The organism is Legionella pneumophila subsp. fraseri (assembly GCF_000586315.1).
GTDB classification, from domain to species: domain Bacteria; phylum Pseudomonadota; class Gammaproteobacteria; order Legionellales; family Legionellaceae; genus Legionella; species Legionella pneumophila_B.
In genome coordinates this window covers 42249-66005 of sequence record NZ_KK074228.1, presented here as the reverse complement: position 1 = coordinate 66005, position 23757 = coordinate 42249, and the positions used below count along the sequence as shown (strand labels likewise).

The following is a 23757-nucleotide window of genomic DNA, read 5'->3' as shown; positions in this document are numbered from 1 at the left end:
CATTCCATACAAGGCTTCGAGACGGCATAAATGCCTCCTCAGCCTGAATGATTCAAGAAAACGGCTGATCTTATCCATAAGTCACGTTAAATTGGGGCTGATCATGTCAAATAATAAGGCAAAGCTGTGGATATAATCTGAGAAATTGAAAGGATAATGTCTTACCCGGAATTTTGCTAAACAGGAGTTGATAATGGCAAAAGAAAAATATGAATCAGAAAATTCACCATCACATTCAGAAGAACATGGCACTTTAGGTCCAGATGTCTATGAAAATGCAAGAAAGCTGAATATTCAATTGGCAACAAGAGGGCCTGCCATACTGTATGCATTAGGTAAAGCCAGTGAGCAAGTAACTAATGGTAATGTTGTAACCGCGGTTGGTGGAATGGTGGTTGGTGCGATAGGTTTTTTCGGTAATCGCTTTTATCGAAACAAGGGTGATGATTCCGCTTATACTTATATGGGACAAATTGTTGGTGCGGTGCAATTTACTGCAGGATTCACCTTATTAGCATTACAGGCATTTGAGGCCTTTACAGATACTGGAGAAACAACTCCCTTGCTCAATGTGGTTAAACTAAGTGGGGTTGCATTGACATTAACCGAGAGCGCTTTAATTTTAATCAATTCGTATTTGTATGGGGATGGTTCAGCTAAAACAACACCGATATCAAGCCTTAAAATTGATTGACTATAATAAAAAATCTAATAGGGTTGAGATATAAGACAGCTCAAATCAATTGCTTTGATTTTAAAAAATAAGGGACTATTTATGACTTATTCTTTTTCCAAACCAGTGTCCTGGATATTTTTGTTTACTGCTGTTATTTATTTAGTCAGTGTTTTGTTTATACAATATCCTGTTACTACTGTTTTAAAACCTCTTCCTATAGCCTGTTTAATCTTTGGGGTATTTAGAACTTCTCTTCTCTTATCGGCTAAAGTTTTCCTAATCTTGGCACTTGTATTTTCCTTTGCCGGGGATGTGGTATTAACTTTACCTATTTCATTGCAGTTGGAATTAGGTATCGGTTGCTTCTTATTAGCGCATTGTTTTTATATCACTTTATTTTTAAAATCATTTCAATTCAATAAATTATATTTTTTTTACTATCTTCCTATTCTTCTATTGATGGGGTTTGTGGCATTTTCCATGATTCCATATCTTGGGGACTTATTAATTCCAGTAATGATTTATTTCTGCGTCTTGATGCTTATGGTATTTAGCGCTTTCCAGGTAAAAAACGAAACGTTAACTATTGGAAGTGGGGCTTTGTTCTTTTTAATTTCCGATTTAACTTTGGCTCTTAATTTGTTTATTTATACCCATGCTGATGTAAGGGTTTTTGTTATGTTTACCTATTATGTAGCTCAATTCCTATTAACGTTTGGTCTTGTCAGAATATATAAAGAAGGGTTTTAGTGACTTACTTTTTGCTATCAAATAATACTAACATTAGTTAGTTAAATACTGTAAAAAATAATTTGTGATCAGGGAATAGACTATACTGATTATTAGGCATTTTAAATAGATAAATAAACTTCCAATAGTCAGAGAGGTTACCTTTTAATAGAGATATTAAAGTGAGAGGAATATTTCTTGTATCCTTGCTTATATTGTTCAATTGCAATTTGTTTGCATCTTCTAGCAGCAATTTTATTTTGTGTAAAAGCACTTATGCTTTGTGTACTACTGCTCTTTGTAAAGCTATTCCTGAAAAAAAGGGTATAGCTTCTTGCAAATGCGACGTTAAGGTTAATCAATATTCAGTAGGCACCAAACCTTGCACTGGCGTTACAAAAACAAAGAATGGATTTGCTTTAAGTTCGCGTTACTCACCTATCTCATCCTATGTCAGTTGTCGAAATTCAAGACCATGGGCATTTTGTTTGGATAGCCCTTGTCTTGTTGATCCTAAAAACCCTAAAATTGCCTTTTGTTTGTGTACTTTGGTGAAAAATAAAGGGAATTATGTTGTCGTTACAGACCATTATGATAAAAACACTTGTATAAAAGGAATTTATTCTTCAGCTACCATAAAAGATGTTCACCAAGTGACACAATTTTTGAAAAGACATTCTGAGTTGCCTCCTTACCCAATTAAAATTCTGAATGCTCAGTAATATACAGAGCATAGAGAGTGAAATACTTTTTTTACTCTTGTAGTTTTTATTAAAGGAATTACGCTTGAATTACATTAACCAACTTACTAAATAAAATAATTGTTTTAAAGAATTAAACTGGAAAATTAATTTCCAATTTGTTGTTTGTAATTTATAATTAGGACATTTTTTATCCTTTAATATTTGGAGCATTAGTGGCTTACACAAAATTTTTTGCTATCAATCCGTATGACAAGAAAAGTATGAGTATTTACCAATCAGTTAAGAAAGAGTTTGAGAAAGATTTAGAGCATATCGAGTCATCTTATAGCGAAATACTCAAAAATAAAGATTTCGATCCGCTACTGCTAGTAGAAATGAAAAAACTGGAGAGCAGGTTAAAGTATGTCCTTTTTAATTGGTTCTTCTTATTCAAAAAGGATAAGCAAGGTTTGAACAAAGAAATTTGTCAGTTCAAAGTAGATATATTGAGATTAAAAACAAAATTTATGATAAGCCATGTCCTGTTGAATCCTGATAAATACAACCTTGAGCACTACAAACTGGTGGTTAAGCATTTACATAATCAACTGGAAGATCTCAATGATAAGATAGGTCTGATTAAAGGTATTGAAATTGATATTTACAGTGACTTACCCAGTGAGATGTATGAATGGTTTGAGCAAATGTATTTTCTATTAAACAATCGATATGATGAGTTTAAAGAGGAGTTTTCTATAGGCGATGTATGGGAAGATTGGAGCTATGACAATAGCAGTAGCGGAGATGATGAGGAGCATGATGAGTCTGTTATTTCCTTTAATAATACGATTCCTTAATGAACTAATCTGCCATGATCCAACTTAATAGGGGTTGTTTAGTAGGGCAGTGCTTCTGAAATAAGTGTAAGCCAATTTGTATTGGTTCATTACTTTTTATGAGTATCTTCATAGTTTCGCTCATAAATTATAGAGGTCAAATCGCCCAAAAATCTAAAATGATCTAAGTATTTATACACCAATATACAGTATGGTCGCTTTACTTAAATTAAAGAGTGCTAAAATACCCATGATAATGAACGTTGTTGCAACCGAAAAAAAGCGAAATTTAAATTGTTTTTTTGCTTCTTTCTTGATTAAACCATAAGCATGTCCCAAGCGTGCAATAATCAGAGAAAACATTAAAATAATTAATAATAAAGTGGGTATCTGGAGTAAAATAGATATTCCCATAAGAATTAAAGTAAACGGAACATATTCAGCGAAGTTGGCATGCGCGCGAAAACGAGCAATAAATGCCTTATCATCATTGGTTAAATACGGCACATGAAATTTACGGCGTTGGATAATAACCAGATAACTTAAATAAAGATAAAGAAAGAATAAAATGCTGCTGCCCCAAGCATAGATCAAATAGCGAATATCCATTTCTTATCCTGTTAGTGGTAAATTGGCATTACACCATCATAACATAGCAAATGCGCGTTGCATTACAATTACTAAGTAAACATAATTAAAGTATCTGTTTATGTATTAATCTGATATTTAATTTGGACAAAGCCACCAGGATAGCTGGTAGTTGACAAGTGTTTTGGTTTAATATCATTCTCAAGAAAACCAAACAAAGGGCGGCCAGAACCAATCAAAACAGGTATCAGAGTGATGGTTATCTCATCAATCAGATTGTTTTGAAGAAATCTCTGGATAGTAATACCGCCATCAAGGTATACGTGTTGAATGCCATGGTGAGCCAATTCGCTAGCTAATTCTGAAGGACTCTGGTTAGAAATTGAAATGGTATGCCGCAAATGTTCAGGTATATGTATGGGTTTTGAGCTCATTACTATAACTGGTATGGATCCATATGGCCATTCATCAAATGTTATAACTTTTTCATACGAATAACGACCCATAATTATCGTATCTATGGTGGCAATAAATGATCGATATCCACAATCTTCTCCCGGGGAGGCGAGAGAATTTGCCTCCATAAGCCAATCGATTGAGCCATCCTTTCTTGCAATATAACCGTCGAGACTTGTTGCAATAAATACTGAAATTTTAGGTTTCATTAGGAGCCTTTCTTAGCTGTTATCTTAAATGGCCGCACTATAATTAATTGTTTTATCAATTAAAAGACTAGTATGAAAACTAATCTTGTCCAACACCTTGACAATTTGGAAAAAGATATTAATTCTATAAGCTCATTGAGGGAGCGGGTTCAGAAAGATATGCAATTACTCTCTATCCATGGTTTGTTCATGATGTGCATTATCGGCTATTCTAATTTGTTATCAGACAAGTAACTACTCCTTTTGCTATCAATGGGTAATTTTTGAATAAAAAATATACTTTTTGTGTTTTTATTAATATTTCCTTAAGCTAAACATGTCAAAATTTTCACTTCATTTAAGTGAGGTAATAGGTATGGGCAAGACAACAACTCCAGAAATTAATCAATTGAATAAATATGTCATCGATAAAAAGTGTATTAAATTAGCCAATGATTTATGGAAAAGAAGCGTACCTTTAAAAGGTACTCCTGGTGAACGTTATGTCGTAGGAACTAGAAAAATCCCAGCAGGTGTGGCTGAAAAATTGCAGATAAGAAGCTTAAAAGGTCCTATTGGTATTTGGGAGTTTGATAAAAATAAACCCTACGAAGATTATGTGGTTGCCCCTGTATATAATCTGGATGATGAACTCGTTGGTATACAGATAATACAAATTGACCCCAATGGCAAGAAAGCGACAAATCCTGAAAATTCACATTTTTTTTGCAAGAGATATTTAGGAGAGACTAATCCTCTGCGAGAAGGCAAAGCAGCTGTTATTAATAAAACAGATAACGTCGATGTTGTTTTTATTGCCGAAGGAGTTGAAACAGCGGCCAGTGTGGCGAGTCTGGATGAGGTCAGAAATAACTATTCGGTATTGGCGTCAATGGGTGTATCTGAACTACCCTCTACCTTGGCTTATGTCAAAACTCATTATCCTCCCGGGGCAACGGTTGTTTTACTGAAAGATCATGACGACCCTGTAGCGAATCCTCTGCCTAATTTAGAGTTTGAAAAGGCTTGCAAAGCATTAGTGTTTGCTGGTTATAAAGTTATAGTCAAAGAGCCTCCAACTCTTAATGATGATTGGAACGACGTTTTAGTAAGGGGTGGAGTAGAACTTTTAACTCGTCAGTTTAATCTTGACAATCCTGTTCTAATTGCATCGGATACCCCTGCTAGAAATAGCAAGGTAACACCCCACTTCAAAACACTGTATGCTGATCTTTTAAAGAATGAAAAATTGGCAGAACAGCAAGTTGTTTGTGGTCTTTTGGATAAAGTAATTGGGCAATTGATTGATAAATTGGAGAAAACTCAATCGAGTAATGATTTGCACACTACCATTAAAGAGATCGATGAAGTGGTTAGAACTACAGAAGGAGTTCGTACACTTTTATCTGAAACTAAGAACATCCCGTGTCAATTAAAAAGGCTTCGGAGAGCACAAGAAGAACTCAAATTCCTTGAAGAGAGAAGTCGAGATAGTTTAGAGGATCAAGTGGATATTGATTCCTCGAGTGATCCGCAAACCAATAGAAATGGTGATTTATATAAGGCCTACTTTTTTGTCATGAGTCGTTGTCAAGCCCACCTTAAATTTTTAAAACCTGACGATATTAAGGATTTGAACATTCAAAGCCAAATTTTAGGGCTTTATCAGAAAAGGCTGAACGATATTGATAATGAAATTAAAAGAATTCCGCAGCAAATTGCTGAATTTGGCAGTGATGATGAGATTGTAATTAAGCAACTGAAAAATAAACTAAAAAGTCTGAAGCTGGAAAGAAAACTCTACGCTCAGGAATTCCATGAAATGAAACAACAAATGCGGCTTTTGAGAAACGCGCATCCAAAAGATAATACTCCTTATTCAAACTACTATGAACAGTTTGTTAAAGAGGCGAACTCTATCATGATGAAGGGCAAGACCGAAGCAACGGCTATCAGGGAGGATCTAAAAGGTGCATGGGCCAACAGAAAGCGGAAATTACAAGAAGACTATAAAAAACAAATTGGAGTAGCCAGGCAGCATTTTGTCAGAGAAAGAAATAAGGCAATGCCTCCCATGATTGGGTATTTGAAAGAATTAAGAGCGATTGTGAAAAAGAGAAGTGAAGAAATAGACGGCAAAAGTCAAGAAAAAGACAATAGAGCTTCAGCCTCTGAATCACGTAATTATCAAGAGCGATATTTACGCGCTATGGAAGAGTTGGGTCAATTTGAAGGAATGGATAAACTATTACAAGACTGGTTGAATAATCTTGAAAATTTCAAAACCGTGTCTCCATTAATTTATTATCCTCCTCAAGAGGGTGCAACCGTGGAAGGGGTAGATTTGATTGATTATGATTCTGATGAAAAAGAAACCTTGGATGATTTGAGCAAGGCAATCTTTGATGATGAAGATAGTTTATTAGAATCTCCAATGAATGATCGTGAGAAAGGCAAGGAAAAACAGGAAGGAAAAGACGGTGATTCTGATCCGCAGGTGGGTGTTGACACACAGGTTTTAAGTGGTCCAAGTCACCTTGCTGAGGGTTTGATGCAATCTGTTCAACCGTCCAGCCTGAAAACCAGTGATCCGCAGTTGTATTTGACTATCAAGGATTTTTCCGAGCGGTTGGCAGTAAGTCTTTACAAATCTTTTGAGGTTATTTCTCCAGAAAGTGGTGAAAGACAGGAATTTGATGGCCTTGCTTTACGGAAAAAAGGACTAACTATTATTGAGCGTAAAACAAATGATGGTACAGGCCCAGGGTTGTTTCAACGCAATTTTTGTCAGCAAAAAATTGTCTCCAAGCATGATTTTGTCTTGAAAAATATGATTGAAGAATTAAAAGCCCAATCTCATCCCGAAAAATTTATTGATATTGATGAGCCGAAACCTTTGGATTGGTACAGTGAGAAGTTTACTCCTGAAATGCAAGAGCGATTGGTTAATGCTGCTAAATCAATGGTTGTTAAAGCATTGCAGAATTTGACTTTTGAGTTCAATGTCAATCGGCCTAAAGCCTACTCAGCAACAGATTACCGCGGATTGTTCTTTAATCGCGGTTTAATCCCGGGTGGCGTTTCACTGCGTTTTTCCAGCCTTGGCAAAGGAAATGAAGAGGTAGCTCATCAGCATATGGATAAAATTTCAAAAGAAAGAACAGCTGAGCGAGAAAGCGAGATTTACTTTATATGAGAGTTAAATAAAAACTCATTGCTTCAATAACTCAAGTTGTTAATCCTACAAAAGAGCTCCCTCTTACCCAAGTGGAAAAGAAAGAGCTCTTTTTACTATGATATTTTGTACTCCAAATTTCAGTTAGTCCAGGAGGTTGTCTATACTTTTTGATAGTTAGAAATAAATCTCAGGATATGAATTGAATAGCATTCCTCATCTGATTTTAGGGGATATTATCACTCCTACACAAGCCGGGCAGAGTCTTCTTATCAAGAAAGGCTATGTCTTGATAGATGGAGACCGCATTATAGAAGTAGGAGAGCAGGCTCATTTCAATCAAGAAATATCCTATACGGTGTCAAATTATTCTGATCACTTAATCCTCCCAGGGCTAATTGATACACACAGTCATCTTTCCCAGTACGCTATTAGTGGATCTGGTGATTTGCCATTGATGGATTGGTTAAATGCTTTGGTTTTTCCTGCAGAAGCAGCTTTCGCAAATGACCTGAAAAGATGTCAACGCTACGCTGAGCTTTATATGCATGCTTGTTTGAGTTCTGGCACAACGACTATCAATACAATGGTAACCAGCAGTCGAGAAGCAACAGAAATAGTTTGCGATGTGGCTGAGCGTATTGGTATCAGAGCGTTTATAGGATTGGTGTTGATGGATAGAAACGCACCTGATAATTTGCTTGTCGATTGTGATCAGGCATTTAAAGATCTGACCTTTTTAAAAGATCGTTACCATGGTAAAAATAATCTACATATCACAGTGTCTCCCCGGTTTGCGGTGACTTGTTCTGCGGGTATGTTGAAGCAAGCGGGTGAATTTGCCCGTGCAAACAAGTTGATATTGCATACGCATCTTGACAAGGATGAAGGGTTTGATGAACTGATTCAAAGCTTGTTTAGCACAGCTCATGATTATTTTGATGTGTTTGAATCCACACAATGCATTGCTGATAAGACTGTATTTGCGCATGGCACTTTGTTATCACTTCACGAAATGAAACGCATGGGAGACTATGCCAAACAAGTTGGAATCAGCCATTGTCCCTCCAGTAATTTTTCTTTTGCTATGGGAATGGCGCCGGTTTCTTTTTTTAAAGAACTGGGGATTGAAGTTGGATTAGGCTCAGACAGTGGTGGAGGGGACAGTCTTTCTCTGTTTGATGAAATGCGCTCAGCGAGTTTTACCAATAAAGCATTATGGAGGCTTGATAAAAAGACGGCTTTGATTGATGCTGAAACCTGGTTATATCATGCCACTCTTGGCGGAGCGAAATTGCTGGGGTTAGAGAAGCAAATTGGCAGCATCGAAGCAGGTAAAAAAGCGGATTTGATTATCCTCGATGACAGAAATAACTATCCTCTGGCGGAGCTTTCTTCTTTATCACAAGAGTTAGCTCTTGATGAGCTTCAATATCGCCTGGCAAGAGTGATTGCCAGATTTTGTAAAAACAAATTAGTTGCTGTTTATATTGATGGAAAGAAAGTATGTCAGTAATTACTATGTCTAATGATTTTCGAGATAAAATCAAAAGGATTAATTCCCCAAAATTTTTGAATATGTTTTTAAGGTGGAAGCATCGGGTGACCGATATACATATTTGCTTTGGGAAATTTTGGAGTCTACCAGAAATTTTGCGAAATAAATTCCGGTAGGCAGGGGCTCAATAATGGTGATATGCAACCCTTTTTCCTGTAAACCTTTTTGAATGACTTCCCGATACCCAATCAAGCGCCCTGAGCCGAAAATAAGTGTATCAGCATGCTTCTTTATCACAGCATCAGCACATTGCTCGATTAAGCCGTGGATTGTTTTTTCTGAGCGATAATCGTCATGGGGATCCAATTGTATGCCTTGGATACATGCCAACCGATCATATAACCCATAACTACGGACCAAATTTTCCTGAATGGGCGTCAGCTCATCTGTTGTATTGATAATCGCAAAATTGTTACCCATCATGGTTGCGACATGCACCGCTGTTTCAGCAAGACTGACGACAGGAATTGTCACTGCTTCGCGAAGTGCGCGCATTGCCACATCTGCCATCATATCAATTACTATCGCATGGACCTTTTCTTGCTCGGCTTTCATTGCTTTTTTTATGAGATAAGGCGCCATCAAAGCAATATCAAATTCGTGCCTTACCGCATCAACCGCAAGGTCAGCATAATCAACGCTTAACTCCAGGCCAGGGCTTTCAAATGGTTTTAACATGTCCTTGTTTAAAACTTTAGTATTGTACCCGGGTAGTATTACACGTATATGAGTCATCCTTAATCACTCCAGAAAATTAGTTTAGTAGAGCCATCATGCGACGGGCATTGTTATACACTTTTGCTATGTTACGAGCTTCAAGCTTTTCAAAAGGTATTTGTGGAAAAACACGCTGTATTAAATAATCGTATAAAGCATATTGAAATCCGAGTCGCCACTCTGTTGCATCAATCGGCTGTTTTATTGTTTCGCCAAGTTTTACCCGATGTCTCTCTATATAATTGCCTAATAACGTACTATCGAAATTTTCAGGTAAGACATAAGACAAAAACTCAACAATATCGCGTTGTGGTATATGAATAGTTGCAATTTCCCAATCATAAACCAAAACTTTTTTTGTCCCGTTTTGATTACATAATGCAATATTTTTCGGTACACAGTCATTTTGTACCAATGTTTTAGCCATAGCATCAATTTTGATATGCCATTGCGGCATAGTTTCAATAAGATGAGTATGGAATAAATAATCTTCCTTTGTAAGAAAAGGCAAGTTTGATGTTTTCACGGCTTTTGCCAGGGCATTCCAATAAGGTATGAAGCGTTGCATTTGGTCGGTATTTAATGGATTTTTGAAGCCTTTGATCTCAGCAATCGTTTTTTCTTTTTTATACCAGACAGCGTGCATCGGAGCAATCGCATCAATCAACGCTTCAATGGCTGTTTGATCCCATTTCGAGGTATTAAAAGGATCGAGGGATAGCCATTCTTCATCAAGGCACTCTAAAATTAATACACAAGCTTCTTCTTTTTCGTCTAAATAAGTTCCATAGCATAATGGCATAGCATATTGAAAGGCTTCAAATGAATGTTGCATATTGTAAATAGTGATTTCTTTCCTGTTTAAATTTGAAAATTCCAGTTGTGATAAATAGTCAAGGATAGGCATTTCCGTTTGAATACCGCATTTTGTAAAGGCATTGGATATAACCTGGAGATAATGCTTATCGCTAATTTTAGATTTAACGATGACATGGCGGGTTTGTATTTTACCGTTTTTTTTAAAGCTTATTTTATAACGTTGTACTCCTATGGGGTGATCCCCCTGTTTGGGGTGTTTGGCAGACCAAGCCATTTTATCACTGGCAGAAGGAGAGTATTCTGCTGACAATACTTCTAGTGAAGGATCAGAAAAATATTTTTTTAAGTTGTCTTCGAAAAAAAGTTCTGAAAATCCCAATCCATAGGGTGTTGTTTTAATATATCCCTTGTTTAGCATTTTCACTCCCTCTATCAACCCTATTTCAATTAAGAATAGCAGCATTGAGCTTTATTGAACATTTATTGGGGAAGAGAGTCATAATGATTAGGCTTGTTCATTGTCAGATAGATTTCTATCCATTAATGAGCAAGCCAGGCATTTTTATAATGTTACCAATTTAAAGCTAAATAAATTCGATTTTATTTATTTCCTCTTGTGGAGGAGGAAGTTTTTTCTCGATAGTTACAATTTTGGTCTGAATCTGCTTAACAAAAGCGGCATTATTCACACCTGAGTTTTCCTGCATTAGCTCATATGTTTCTTTCAGATCTTTCAATGCCTCATCGAGCTCTTTTCTTTGTGTCTTGACATCAAAAGCATTACCTAGTTCAACGAGGGCTGAGGCTTTTCGGAATAATAATTTGAAAAGCATCTCTTTATCCTCTGCTTTTATTTCCGCATAAGCCTTGATACCTTCATTTGCCAGATTTATGCATTGTTCATATTTTTTTAACTTCAGGCAGGTTTGGCAGGCATTGGAATGCAATGTCACAAAATCCATTGTCAGCGGCATGGCTTTCTCAAAGGATTGATACAAATGGATGGCAGTAAGATAGCATTCCAAAGCACTTTCATAATTAGGTTTCTTGAAAAGCTCATTGCCTAAAAGCTTTAGTTCGCTAGCAATGGCAGCAACATCTTCGATTTCTTTAACTGACCCGCAAGCAGAGCAAAGAATTTTCTTTGCTTGCTCAAGCGAAGAGCCTTTAATGTTATCCACTCTTTGCAGATAAAACTGTTCAATCAGGTTGCCATGATAGCCTACATATCTGGCTACTTGTTGGTAGTAATTATCAAATAAGAACCCCAGTCCTTTACTTGTACCATGTACAGTATCAAATAGAAAATTGGCACGTTCAATTCCACTTTCTATGCCAATTCCTTTACGATAATCGGGTTCAATTTGACAATCACCACCTGCCAGAACAACAGGTAACTCTTCACCAAGATAAAATGGCTTATCGACATACTTGGGACAAACAGGGAAATGTCCAAACGAATGAATTGTAAAATCAATGTCTTCAAAACCGTATTTCAATTTGAGTAAATCTTTAAGAAATTCAATTTGTACACTCTTGTCTTTCTCTTTCAAATTATCGGGTACTTCATAATAAATAAAATAATTAACGCCACCTTCTTCATTTTTTGCAGAGCGTATGTCGACCACTGGAAATGAAAAATTTGGCCAATCATATTTTTGTCGTAATTTGCATAATTGTTTTGCCTGAAGCAAAGGATCTATTTCGTCTGGGATGAGTAGTTTCTTCGCTTCTTCAGTGCTTAATGACATATAGCAAGAAAAATGATTGGTATGTGGGTTTTTACCCAATGTCTTGATTTCAAATACTTCTTTTCCCAGCAAGCGATTAGTTTCTTTGAGAACCATACGATTAGAACCAGAACAATCAACTACCATGTCACATTTGACTGTACGGATGTTTTCCTTAGTATCTTTATACGAAACCAAATTGTCGCTTAGGCCGGAAAAAGTCCCTTTTTTAAATGTTACACCCTTACTTTCGCAATATTCATATAGTGATTTTTCAAAGTCCCTGATATACATGGCCTCACTCGGGATCCCTTTGCCGGACGGCATACTGATTGAGAATCGGGAGCTTATCGATTTGATTGCTTCATTGGATACTATCCTTTCTCGATTGTAATTGCCTGCCCTTGGGTCGATAACTACAATATTGATAGGTAATCCCGAACTTTCTTTTATTTGTGCAAGTCTTGCAGCCCAATATAAGCCTATTGGCCCAGCCCCAACAATGACAAAATCTTTCATTTGATATCCTCACTCAAGGGTTATATTGAGTAATTATAATGTAAGAATATTAATCAAACCTTAAGAGGATAATTTGATTGCTTTGTGAGCATTGCTTTGGGCTATTCTATTTTATTTTATAAATGACACTGTCTGTTTGAAATCGAGCTTGTTCATTCAAACTATTTGCAACCCCCAGATAGCGTTGGTTGTTAACCGAAAAAACGGCTGCATCAACGCCTCCTAGTGTTGTGATGTTTTGAATCACCTGAAATTTACCATTTATCCATTGATACAGTTGGGATGACAACTTCGTTTTCGGTTTTGTTCGTGAACCAGTAATAAAATTGATTCGGAGCAGATAATGTTTACCGCGGCTGGAAAAATAGACAAAATTTCGCCCTCCCAAGCCCTCTAAAGGTTGATATTCCACGAATTGGTTACCAGCCCACCGATAAATAATAGAAGGGTTAAGGAGATTGGCATAAGCCAGGTAAAATTTTCCATCTATAGTAAAATGTGAAAATGCACGCCCACCAGTTTTTGAAAAGCTCTGGAATAAAACAAATTTTCTTCCATTCCAACGATAAATCCGGGATGCTTTGGCGTGATCAGTGAGTGCGAGGTAATGCGAGCCATTTATAGTAAAGAAATCCCATCCATAAGCCCATTTGGTAGGGAATGATTGAAAGGGAATAAATTTTTTACCGTTCCATTCATAAACAATAGAGTCTGTATTGATTGTTATGTTGTTGTCGGGCAAAACTACTCCATTAGCGAATGCCAAAAAGTGCCTTTCTCCAATGGAAAAAGCATAAACACCTTTGGAAGCAAAGGTAAAAAATTGCTGAATTGGATAAAAATAATGCCCATCCCAGCGATATAATTTGGTATAACTATGCTTGTTATTTGCAGTTTTTGGTTTTGAATAGATAGAGGAGGTAGCGAGATAAGCTTGATCCTTTATTCTAAAAAAAGCGGTGCCTTCGTTACCATGCCCCAGGATTTTTTGATATAAATGGAGCTTCCCATTAACCCACTTAAAAATGAGTACATCAACTTTGGCTTTGCCGCCATTGATATTAGCAGGAGTATCAGACTCATCTTTTGACAACTGAGGTATAGCAAGGTATTGAGCACCATCGAGCGTAAAAGGTGTTATATCTCTTGCTCCCGATGTTTTTAAATATTGATAGGGGACAAGTACCATTTTGGATTGTCCTAAAATAGGAAATATGAGCAATAAAATAGCACTTACAAGTAATTTTTTTATCATCGCTGAATTACAGGATTATTGTTCGGATAGGTGGATATGCCTTGTGGGAAACCAGTAGTAATACCCGGGATGCTGATTTTATTGTAATTCCAGTTTTTTTCGGCAAGTTCACCAGCCATCCAAAACCCAACTGTATTGGATAACATTTCAGTCGGTTCTGCCAATGAAAACTTTAAGCGCATTAGAAAATCTTCGATTTTAGGTTGTTTGGAATAAGTATAATCACCAGGAATAGCGGGTCGATCTGGTAAGAAGATGCTCGTGATGTTAGTAAAGACTTCGTTGGCGATGATTGTACGGTTATGTCTTGCACCCCATACCGTATTATTATAATAGTTGTAATCTGCTTGTGTTAACTCTTGTGCGCCTAACGATGATTTAACCGCGGCATAAGGCGTGATATAAATTCTATCTGTAGCTAATGTATTATTGGATAGTGCTTGAACAAATGGGACCAACCAATTGCTGCCTTTGCTTACGCCAGCTGAAACATTAGATCCTGCGACAAAACGAATAATTACCTTGGCGTAAGGCCAATCTATTTTTAATTGGCTTATTTTACTATGAAGTTGATCCATGCTTTGCAAGGCGGTTAACATAAAAGTGCCGACCATGACATTATTATAAGGGATAGGGTATGTTTTATTGCCGTTAAGAAAGTCGTTTTGTAAAGAGGTTATATTAAACGATAGTTTTTCGTTCAATACATCACTCATGTAATTTCCTGCCATAGAACAGGCATAATCAATCATATTATGAATTGTAGTGAGATGAGGCTTCCAGGCCGGTGCATTGACTTGCTCCAGCCAATTATTGGGTGTTTGTGCATTGATTACTTTTACTGCCTGGATATCCTTAAGTAAATTTTCCATTTGTGATTTCCAGCTTGCATCGCCATTTTCTTTAATTTTTGCGAGATACATCAGAGCTGGACCAATGTGTGATATCGCAGTCATCTCAGTGAATCCTGAATTTGGCGCAGTGCGCATCAATTGTTTTAGCTCAAGCTGACGGTCACTATTATAAATATACAGTGTGGAGTTGATGAACAGGATTAATTGACCTTCATTTTGTTGCGCCAAGCTGTTGTTTTTTTTCATTTCTGACTGGAATAAGGTTTGGGAAATATTGATTTTACCTTTGGGATATCCAGGGGTTTCATCTCCAGTGAAATCAAAATATAAATCCCAAAAGGCTTGAGGTGTGACATAAATGTTATTGAGTACGTTGCTGCTCACACTGTTGTTAGCCGAGGCCGATAAACCTTGATTATTGGCATTATTAGTATGAGCAAAAACAATAGGCTTAAAAGGCTGTGAAAATAATATTATGAGGGAGAAAATGCAGGTCATTAAGGTTTTCATGATTCAATCCTTGGTGGTTTGGGCTGTGTTCCTAGCAAATTAAAGCCACAAATTTACCGGAAAATTATATTGATAATTGTTACGAAAATCCATCGACACTCATGGGTTAGGACCTGGGAAATCGGCTTGTAGTTATTCTTTATTTCTTGATCGCTCTCGTTAGGTTCTGGCTATTCTTAACAGGCATGTACTATGAGTTTTATTCTTATGATGCTCATCCGGGCTTAATATCAATCTGTATAAAATATATTCATATCCAGGTTGGAGAATTGATATGAAGACAGAAAATTTACCACAGGCTGGTCAAGAGGCTCAAATTGACAAAAAAATCCATTTTATATGGGTTGGTCATATTATGCCTCAAAAAAATATCCAGGTTGTCTCCGAATGGGCTGAAAAGAACCCTGGCTATGAAACGATTATCTGGGTAGATAAAAAAATAGCGCCTGCCAAAGAACTCGATCTTTTTATTCAAGACATGAAATCCAAAGGCATCACGGTAAAAGATATTAATGAAGAAGGTGTGTGTCGGGATAGCATACGTCATGAACTCGATCAGGAATCTCCTAATTATGGGATGGCGAGTGATATGTTGCGATTAAACATCTTGGCTGCAGAGGGAGGGATTTATCTGGATTCAGATATCTTATGTTCCATGCCTTTCCCTGATGACATTCACGCGCCTTTTGGTTTTTTATTGTCTCCCTGGTCTCAGGGAGCAAATAATGCTCTTTGCAATGACATCATTTTATGTAGCAAAGGAAATCAAATAATCCAGCAATTAGCAGATGCGATCGAGCAATCTTATATTGCGAGAGATTCTTTTGAGTTCACTCATGAATATGCATCAATGAAGGAAACAAAAGGGGAGAGAGTTGCTAAAACATTAGGCGTAACTGGGCCAGGATTTTTGTTTCATCAGTTAAAAAAAATGGGAATTTTGAATGACAAAAGCGAACTTAGTGCGGTTCATTGGGAATTACAAGATCAACGTTATTTAATCAATGGGAGTGTGGAGGCACCAGATTATTTTTATGTACCACAGAACAATAAAAATGACGCCAGTTGGGTTCCCAGTATCAAAAGGCCAGGGATAGAAAACATGAGTTTTCAAGAAAGACTTGAAAATGCAGTCCAACTGATAGCCTTTGATATTCAAAAGACAGGTTTATTTAATTTGGATCATTATGCCAATGAATTAAAAGTGAAACAAAACAGCTGGTGTATTGCTGCAGAAACACCCGCTGAGTTAAAACCGGATTCCTATTTGTTGATTAGACCAAGGGACAAAACTGGGGAATGGGCTCTATATTATGTTGATGAGGATAAAAAATTAAATCCTGTGACATTACCAGTGATTAAAGGAGCTATTAAACTTTCAGAACTCTCAGATCCCCTCAGAAAATTTCATATAGTATTAAGCCAGGTTTCTGACCCTGTAAATCCAACAACTCATGAATTAAAGCAAATTGGAAGAGCCTTAATGGACCTTAAGCCTAAGCAAAATGAATGGCAATGCAAAAACAAATGGCCTGGTGTTGAGGAGATTGCACAGGAGCTTTGGCAAAGAGTTACTTCAAATGACACGTTAAGAGCACAAATTAAACAATGTTCCACTCAACTTGAATCATTAAAACCAAGGGTAGCTGAGTTAGGTTTAACAAGAGCCTCTGAAGCGGAAACAGAAGTTGAAGCGCATGAGTCTACTGTTAAAGAACAAGAAATTATCTCGCAGAACACTATTGTAGAGGAATGCACTCAAGAAAAGAATTATGCCCAATTAGTGTCAGAAAACTCATCTGAGGAGAAGATAAAAACTGCTCATGATTTAATTGATGAGATTATTCAGGATGTGATTCAGCTGGATGGGAAATTAGGCCTATTGGGTGGAAGTACACGCCAGCTGGAAAATAGCAAGGTTATTAATATACCTAATGGCGCTGCTATGATATTTGATGATTATAAAAAATATAAGCAAGGAGAGTTAACGGCTGAAAGTGCGTTAGAATCTATGATAAAAATCGCAAAACTGTCTAATAAACTTAATCGGCATACTTTTTTTAATCAAAGGCAACCAGAAACTGAGCAATTCTATAAAAAAGTGGCTGCAATTGATTTACAAACAACCATTGCAGCGGAATACGATAACAATCATGGTTTAAGAATATAATTTTTATATAAACAGTGAATTGGTTTCAACTTAATCTGATTGCCCATGGCCAATAATTTTGCAAAATGATTATTCCTCATTTTGCAAGATATGAAGAAATTCTCTCATCCAGAGGGCATTTCCTAGCCATGTTGCTCCGGTAACCAATTTACCATCAACCACAACACCATCCATCCCTGTGTCGATAAAATGTCCTCCTGCTTTTCGAACATCCGGTTCACAAAAACCGACAGTCGTACATTTTTTATCTTCAAGTATTCCAGCTTCTGCAAGAATTTGTATACCATGACAAATGCAGGCAATGGGTTTGTTTGTGTCATGAAAATGTCTGATGATAGCTAAAATATCTTTGTTTAAGCGTTGATATTCAGCAGCTCTTCCACCTGGAATGATTAAAGCAAAATAATCTTTTAAAGTGATTTTGGAAAAATCCGCTGTAATGGGGAATAGGTGTCCTAATTTTTCGGTGTAAGATTGAAGATGCGGTTTATCCAAATCATGTACAGCGGTCTGAATAAAATCCCCTTTATTTTTGCCGGGTGAAACACTATCAATGAGGTAATTGTTCATGCGCATTGCTTGATAGGGAAAATAAACTTCCAAATCTTCGTTAAAGTCTCCTACAATCATAAGAATTTTTTTTGGAGTCGGCATAATACATTCCTTGTTTACAAATTGAATGCATTAAGTATGGTGGCGATTAATTAACTTTGTCCAGAAACAATCGTGTAAATAATCGTAAGTAAGTGGAAGATTGGTTTTATTCTCACAGAGAAATAACAAAAAACAAAGCAGAAATAGCGGGCTTTTGAACATTCATTTTTCTCTGTAGAAATAAATTAAACCTCATAGCAAATTACATGGCGAGAATTTACTAATTTTCATTAAATTATTTATTGTGCCCTTGTCTGGTCGCGGCGGAAAGAACAGGGCCGGGTTGGTCATCAGGGATGATTTCTTTGCGATTTTTTGCGGTGCAAACCCCAATTCACCGTCTGAATTACACCCACATAAGGCTATAATTGGCTGATTTTTTATATTCCGCCCACAAATGACTGTATGATAGGCGCCTGCTCCAACATAATCAATTGTAATTAGGTCCTTGGGAATTGGAATGGGAGTCAAGCAGACTCGGTTTTGTTCATCGCCTGTACCCAGTTGTCCATAATTATTATAACCGCATGTGGCAACTATAGGTTTGTTATTTATGTCTTTTCCAGCAATGACGGTATGTTTGACTCCGGCGGCAACCATTTCTACTGATTTCATATTTTCTGGAAGTTTGATGGGGCTCAATATGTTTTTATTTTCTTTATCACCACTTCCCAATTGACCATCAGAGTTATAGCCGCAGCTTGCAACGATAGGGAATCCATTTTTATTAAGCCCCGCGACAATGGTGTGAAAAAATCCGGTTTGGATTACATGGAGTGTATGCATTTCAGGAGGAAGCTTTATCAGGGTAGGTGTATCTCTGTTTTCCCAATCGCCTGTGCCTAATTGCCCATCGTAATTTTTTCCAAAAGTAGCAATTTGCGGCCGATTATATTGATCATAGCCTCTAATCACAGTATGCCATATTCCTGAATGTATTTGTTTTACTGTTTTCATGGTGTAAGGCAATGGTATGGGTAACTGGTAGTTTCTTTCCCCAATTGTGGTTCCTAAGGGCGTTCTGTCATTTGTTTTGTATGATGCAAGACTCAATTGCCCTCTTGTATTGCAGGAAAAGAGAAAAATAGGGTTTAAAATATAGTTCTCTTCATTCCCGGCAGATACCAGAGAAATGTTATTGTCGTGTAATGGAAGGGAAACCAGTTGGTTGCAACTGGTTTCTTGCCCTGCATAATCCCGATTGATTTTGTTTGTTGCCACTATAATCTGATCATGATTGTCTCGACCAACAACCACGATGTGGTTGGATGTTGATTGAATGGATTCAATAAAAGATATGTTCTCTGGCAGAGAGAGGGGCATTAAGATTGGGTTTATGTTATCGCTATCCACCACAGTCCAATTTCTGGTTTTAAATAATCTTTGCTTACCATTGAGGCGTGCAAACAGGAAAGTGGAACTGTATCCTGCAAATACTTTCAGAATTCCCAATGTTTTTTTTCGGTTCAATTGCTCAGATTGAGTGTGTTGAGTTTTGAAAAGTCTGCTCAAGCGATTGTTGACTTCAGACAGGCTCACAACATCTTGAGGTTGAAGATAAGTGATAAGAATGTCAAGCCAGATGTCATCTGGAATCTGGTTTGCATCAGGTTTACCGGGAACATCAGGCATGTCTTTATTTCATAAATGATACGTGAAAGATTGTTTCATTATAAACTATCATCTCCAGAGTGGAAAAGAATTTAACAACGGGCAGAATAAGCAATCCCGGTTGAAGATAAGTCATTTAATTAAACTAAGGAGAGATGAAAAAAACCCGTATTAGATTATGTTAATACGGGTTTTTTATGTATTGTTGCGTGATCTTTAAATTAGATTAGCAACATGGTCTTGAATCTTTGTTAGACATTGCCAACATATTTTAAACCAATATAGGGGCCAGAAGCAGCAAAATCGGTCTCTATAGAAGCACCTAAGCCAACATTCCGTGCACCGGTATTATGTAAGGCATTAAAGTAATTGAACCACATGTAACCCACATCCAGAGTCAAATCACCCTGAGCCATTGCATAGGTATAATCCGCCCCCAACTTCATTTCAACTTCAGGTACCATTGCATTTTTGGAGCCATGCGAATTACCACAAACGGTACAGTTATCCAGGAATTTACTTGTCCCCACCAGGATTGCAACGGCTGATTTTGCATAAATACCAAACCCATTACCGAATACATAATTCATATCAAGGCCGGTACGGGGACCAAATCCATTGAATTTGGAATTGAAGTTATCTAAAAAGAAGCCATTTAAATGACGATTAACGTCTGTTTTGATGTAGGCATACTGAACGCCACCATGGAAGCGCATTTTTTTGTTCGCGCTAAAATCAACAAATTGTCCCAGTTCAGCATTGACAGCGTCCCAAGTAATATCGTACACGTGCAGTTGATCAACAAATGCCCAATGATCAGTGTCAGTATCCAAGTGGTACCAATTGACGTTGATGTCATTGCCTGTGTTGAAGTGATAAGAACCCTCTAATTTAAAGCCCCAATCCCACTCTAAATCAACATCATGCCAATTTCTCCAGGCGCCAACATCGGTAAAACCATTATAGCCCCAGTCAGCGTCATAAACTGGTTGCAGATAGAGCGCAGTAATACCAACATCCCATGCTGTTCTTTCGCAGGGAACAGTCACGTTACCTGGAGTACATACTGGTCCCATCGTACCAGCAAACAAAGCACTGCTTCCTAGAGCAAGTACAGCCGCAGTTGTTTTTTTCAAACTTAACATATCCCGTTCTCCACTGATTGATTATTGTTATTCCTTTAAACATCTAGGATTAACGAATTCTAACAGAATCAATTTGATTCTTCATCAAATAATGGAGGGTAATTTTATTAAATTTAAGGTTATCTAACTCATTGATTTAGGCATTAAATTTAAGGTTTGAACAGTGTGTGCCATTGTTGATTGATGCCCCAATAATTAGTCTGCATTTTCCTTTTGATTTTGAAATAAGGGGGTGAAGCGCATCACTATTAATTTGCATCAGAATTTATCGAAAGACTGCTTTATCGGAGCATACGATTGCAGACAAAGTCTAGGGTAGTGAAGCGATTTGGTGTCTTTAAATAAATACAGATATCTTGAGTCAGATCTGCTGATGTACCGCCGACAAAGTGAGGGTACATCAGAAGCCGGATAAAATGTTAACAGCCTCTAGTGTTTTGTCTTTTTCTTAATGTCCCCTAGTAGCCAGTCCTTATTCACCTCAAGTTCATCTGCAATCTTTTGTATCGAGTTGGCATCAATAGCAATGACTCCATTTAACAAGGCTTCCATTTTGAATTTAGGCAAATTAAATAGTTTGGAACACACTTGCACACGCTCGGTCATTAGACCTGGAACACCAAGTTCATCCAGCTCGTTATTCAAGCGTTCAGTTAAGATTTTGTTAGTCATGGTATTCTCCTTCTCGTTTTATATCAGTGTAAAACACTAAAGCTTAAGGATTGATTAACAAATTAATTTTTATCAGATAATTAATTGAAAGCATGATCCCGGTCTCTAAAAATAGAAAAAATCTAACGATGAACGATTTGATTATTTGAAAGGGATATCAATTTGAGTAGATAAAACAGGCTCTATTCTATTGCAGACGCAAAAACTGCGTCTGGTTGTTATCTATTTTCAAGCAAGTTAACAATTCCTGAAACGTTTGTGCCTTGCCCTAAAACAGCATAATAAACTTATGTGAGACGTCTATTCTATACAAAATTAATTCAATTCATCGTGCCATCTTTTAGTCTTATTGATTTTTGCCAATTCTAATAGTTTTAATATGAATACAAAAGATCAAATATTTACTGATTGGTTTTATTTTTATATAATGAAAGCCCTTTATTTTTCCAAAATGTGAGCTAACTAATGAAAAGACTGATTATCTGTAGTGGCAATAAACTAACAATATGTACACAAGTGATTTCTTCTGGTGATATCGTTGAGCGATATACACCTATTTTCAGTCTTACAAAAGAATCCGATAAGGAGTTCACGTTGGAATTGTCTGGAATTGTTAAGGGACTTTATATAATCCCCTCAGAGTTAAGTTCATCTCAGGAAAAGGCGGCACATCTTATAACACTTCTTACTCGGGCAGAAGAATCTCAAACTACGGATATGCATAAAATACTCAACTCTTTTGTTTCCGGGAAAGTCACGTCAGGTAGCATGTTCAATTTTGAAAACGACGGTTCATTTAAAAGAGAGCCTGAGGAAGCTTATAATTTAATAAACAAAATTTGATAAGCTTTCTAAGTAGGCCAGGGATGGCTCTATATTTTCTCTATTTGTAACTAATTTAAGTTTGCATTGTCCTTTCTTTGCTTATCAAGGCTGTTTTCTTTCCAGACATGAGTCAAAGTGCAGCATGAAATTTCTTCTTCTTTGTTTGACAAACAGCAAAATACTAAATAATTTTAATTCCTTATCATTTTAAGAAATGTAAAATTATGAAAGCATTATATACAACAATTGCCAAGACCCATGGCGGACGAAATGGCCGTGTAGAAACTACAGATGGGCTATTAAAACTTCATTTGGCAATGCCCATAGAGCTGGGGGGAAAAGGTGGTGCCACTAATCCAGAGCAATTATTTGCCGCAGGATATGCGGCTTGCTTTGAGAGTGCCATTCGCCATGTTGCTAATGTGCAAAAAATTTCTTTAGAGGGTGTTTCCATGGCGTCAGAGGTCTCTTTATATGCTACTCCAGAGAAGGGTTTTAAACTTGGAGTTGCATTACACGCCTATATAACAGGTTTAAATCAGAATGAAGCCGAAGCATTAGTTGCAAAAGCGCATGAGGTTTGTCCTTATTCCAATGCAATACGTGGTAATGTTGCTGTGAAGTTGAGTGTTAGTGTCAAGTGATAGATAATTTTCATCAATCAATAAGGATATCTTATGTATACACTTTATTCATTCGGGACACCCAATGGATTTAAACCCACTATTATGTTGGAAGAGTTGACGCAGTCTTACACCATAAAACTGATCGATATTACTCAGGGTGAGCAATTTAATCCTGATTTTTTAAAAATTTCACCAAACAATAAGATACCAGTTTTGCATGATCAAACCAATGATTTTTATCTAATGGAAAGTGTTGCTATTTTGCAATATTTGGCTGAAAAACATAGACAGTTTTTGCCTGAAACGACAAAGGAGAAATATGCCATTATCCAATGGTGTTATTTCCAGGCAGCACACATAGGCCCTATGTTAGGGCAATTTGGTCATTTTCATCGTTATGCTCAAGAGCAAGTACCCTATGCCATGAAGCGATATGCTGATGAATCCATGCGACTTCTAGGGGTTATGGAAAAGCAACTGGCCAAAACGTCATTCATTGGCGGATCAAATTATACTATTGCCGATATGGCTATCTGGCCCTGGATTTGGTGTTTTCAATTCGTATATGAACAGACAATTGATGAGAAACTGTTTCCCCGTTTAATGTCCTGGTATCAACGAGTTAGTGAAAGACCTGCCGTTAAAGAGACTCTAGCCGCTTATGGGCGGCTATAATCATGAATATCCATTAGATAGTCAGTGATGTAGTTGCACTTATCTGATAATTAAAAGCTCCCAATTGCCGTAATGGTGCCCATTGG

At 37.0% G+C, this 23757-nt stretch carries 21 protein-coding genes; 10 read left to right on the top strand and 11 right to left on the bottom strand.

Going from position 1 to position 23757, the window contains the following annotated elements:
- The first annotated feature begins 193 nt into the window (after nucleotides 1-193).
- The 4 genes from CC34_RS0114745 to CC34_RS0114730 all read left to right on the top strand — a co-directional run bounded on the left by CC34_RS0114745 (nucleotide 194) and on the right by CC34_RS0114730 (nucleotide 2945).
- On the top strand, nucleotides 194-694 hold the full coding sequence (locus tag CC34_RS0114745; protein ID WP_027229191.1) for a hypothetical protein: 501 nt from the start codon (nucleotides 194-196) through the stop codon (nucleotides 692-694).
- Between the two features lie 81 nt (nucleotides 695-775).
- Complete coding sequence (locus CC34_RS0114740) at nucleotides 776-1426, top strand: lysoplasmalogenase (RefSeq protein ID WP_027229190.1); 651 nt, start codon at nucleotides 776-778, stop codon at nucleotides 1424-1426.
- 239 nt (nucleotides 1427-1665) lie between these two features.
- Nucleotides 1666-2127: a hypothetical protein gene (locus CC34_RS0114735; protein WP_229310358.1), complete on the top strand. Its 462-nt coding sequence runs from the start codon at nucleotides 1666-1668 to the stop codon at nucleotides 2125-2127.
- A gap of 194 nt (nucleotides 2128-2321) precedes the next feature.
- Complete coding sequence (locus CC34_RS0114730; RefSeq protein ID WP_027229188.1) at nucleotides 2322-2945, top strand: hypothetical protein; 624 nt, start codon at nucleotides 2322-2324, stop codon at nucleotides 2943-2945.
- Nucleotides 2946-3116: 171 nt separating this feature from the next.
- On the opposite strand, the gene CC34_RS0114725 is transcribed toward CC34_RS0114730, so the two are convergent.
- Both CC34_RS0114725 and CC34_RS0114720 read right to left on the bottom strand, forming a co-directional pair.
- Complete coding sequence (locus CC34_RS0114725) at nucleotides 3117-3533, bottom strand: MAPEG family protein (protein WP_027229187.1); 417 nt, start codon at nucleotides 3531-3533, stop codon at nucleotides 3117-3119.
- Between the two features lie 98 nt (nucleotides 3534-3631).
- Nucleotides 3632-4177 carry a dihydrofolate reductase family protein gene (locus CC34_RS0114720; RefSeq protein WP_027229186.1) on the bottom strand — a complete coding sequence of 182 codons (546 nt, stop codon included), beginning with the start codon at nucleotides 4175-4177 and terminating at the stop codon, nucleotides 3632-3634.
- A 316-nt stretch (nucleotides 4178-4493) separates the two neighbouring features.
- Here CC34_RS0114720 and CC34_RS0114715 point away from each other — a divergent pair, with 316 nt between their 5' ends.
- Together CC34_RS0114715 and CC34_RS0114710 are read left to right on the top strand one after the other, a co-directional pair.
- Nucleotides 4494-7352, top strand: coding sequence for a toprim domain-containing protein (locus CC34_RS0114715; protein ID WP_080272405.1), 2859 nt, complete (start codon nucleotides 4494-4496; stop codon nucleotides 7350-7352).
- A 181-nt stretch (nucleotides 7353-7533) separates the two neighbouring features.
- Nucleotides 7534-8847: an amidohydrolase family protein gene (locus tag CC34_RS0114710; protein WP_027229184.1), complete on the top strand. Its 1314-nt coding sequence runs from the start codon at nucleotides 7534-7536 to the stop codon at nucleotides 8845-8847.
- Between the two features lie 39 nt (nucleotides 8848-8886).
- Here the strand turns inward: CC34_RS0114710 and CC34_RS0114705 are convergent, their stop codons facing one another.
- The 5 genes from CC34_RS0114705 to CC34_RS0114680 all read right to left on the bottom strand — a co-directional run bounded on the left by CC34_RS0114705 (nucleotide 8887) and on the right by CC34_RS0114680 (nucleotide 15293).
- A complete protein-coding gene (locus CC34_RS0114705; RefSeq protein WP_027229183.1) occupies nucleotides 8887-9624 on the bottom strand; it encodes an aspartate/glutamate racemase family protein in 738 nt (245 codons plus the stop codon).
- A gap of 19 nt (nucleotides 9625-9643) precedes the next feature.
- On the bottom strand, nucleotides 9644-10843 hold the full coding sequence (locus tag CC34_RS0114700) for a 3-hydroxy-3-methylglutaryl-CoA reductase (RefSeq protein ID WP_027229182.1): 1200 nt from the start codon (nucleotides 10841-10843) through the stop codon (nucleotides 9644-9646).
- A gap of 166 nt (nucleotides 10844-11009) precedes the next feature.
- On the bottom strand, nucleotides 11010-12674 hold the full coding sequence (locus tag CC34_RS1000000117630) for an NAD(P)/FAD-dependent oxidoreductase (RefSeq protein WP_181049472.1): 1665 nt from the start codon (nucleotides 12672-12674) through the stop codon (nucleotides 11010-11012).
- A gap of 106 nt (nucleotides 12675-12780) precedes the next feature.
- Nucleotides 12781-13929, bottom strand: coding sequence for a hypothetical protein (locus tag CC34_RS0114685; RefSeq protein ID WP_028379653.1), 1149 nt, complete (start codon nucleotides 13927-13929; stop codon nucleotides 12781-12783).
- Nucleotides 13926-15293 carry a DUF5624 domain-containing protein gene (locus tag CC34_RS0114680; protein WP_027229179.1) on the bottom strand — a complete coding sequence of 456 codons (1368 nt, stop codon included), beginning with the start codon at nucleotides 15291-15293 and terminating at the stop codon, nucleotides 13926-13928. The genes CC34_RS0114685 and CC34_RS0114680 overlap by 4 nt, the downstream gene beginning before the upstream one ends.
- A 235-nt stretch (nucleotides 15294-15528) precedes the next feature.
- Here CC34_RS0114680 and setA point away from each other — a divergent pair, with 235 nt between their 5' ends.
- On the top strand, nucleotides 15529-17463 hold the full coding sequence (gene setA, locus CC34_RS0114675; protein ID WP_080272404.1) for a Dot/Icm T4SS effector SetA: 1935 nt from the start codon (nucleotides 15529-15531) through the stop codon (nucleotides 17461-17463).
- 69 nt (nucleotides 17464-17532) lie between these two features.
- Here setA and CC34_RS0114665 read toward each other — a convergent pair whose 3' ends face one another.
- From CC34_RS0114665 to CC34_RS0114650, 4 genes are all read right to left on the bottom strand, one after another.
- Nucleotides 17533-18117, bottom strand: a complete 585-nt coding sequence (locus CC34_RS0114665; protein ID WP_028379652.1) for a DJ-1/PfpI family protein — start codon at nucleotides 18115-18117, stop codon at nucleotides 17533-17535.
- A 192-nt stretch (nucleotides 18118-18309) separates the two neighbouring features.
- A complete protein-coding gene (locus CC34_RS1000000117205) occupies nucleotides 18310-19170 on the bottom strand; it encodes an RCC1 domain-containing protein (protein WP_080272403.1) in 861 nt (286 codons plus the stop codon).
- Nucleotides 19171-19979: 809 nt separating this feature from the next.
- A complete protein-coding gene (locus tag CC34_RS0114655) occupies nucleotides 19980-20873 on the bottom strand; it encodes an Lpg1974 family pore-forming outer membrane protein (protein ID WP_027229175.1) in 894 nt (297 codons plus the stop codon).
- A gap of 429 nt (nucleotides 20874-21302) precedes the next feature.
- On the bottom strand, nucleotides 21303-21545 hold the full coding sequence (locus CC34_RS0114650) for a hypothetical protein (RefSeq protein ID WP_027222152.1): 243 nt from the start codon (nucleotides 21543-21545) through the stop codon (nucleotides 21303-21305).
- A gap of 465 nt (nucleotides 21546-22010) precedes the next feature.
- Between CC34_RS0114650 and CC34_RS0114645 the strand changes: the two genes are divergently transcribed.
- From CC34_RS0114645 to CC34_RS0114635, 3 genes are all read left to right on the top strand, one after another.
- The gene (locus CC34_RS0114645) at nucleotides 22011-22388 is read left to right on the top strand and encodes a hypothetical protein (RefSeq protein ID WP_027229174.1); all 378 of its coding nucleotides are present in this window, start codon (nucleotides 22011-22013) and stop codon (nucleotides 22386-22388) included.
- A 206-nt stretch (nucleotides 22389-22594) separates the two neighbouring features.
- Nucleotides 22595-23014, top strand: a complete 420-nt coding sequence (locus CC34_RS0114640; RefSeq protein WP_027229173.1) for an organic hydroperoxide resistance protein — start codon at nucleotides 22595-22597, stop codon at nucleotides 23012-23014.
- Nucleotides 23015-23047: 33 nt separating this feature from the next.
- Complete coding sequence (locus CC34_RS0114635) at nucleotides 23048-23671, top strand: glutathione S-transferase family protein (protein ID WP_027229172.1); 624 nt, start codon at nucleotides 23048-23050, stop codon at nucleotides 23669-23671.
- Nucleotides 23672-23757: the final 86 nt, after the last annotated feature.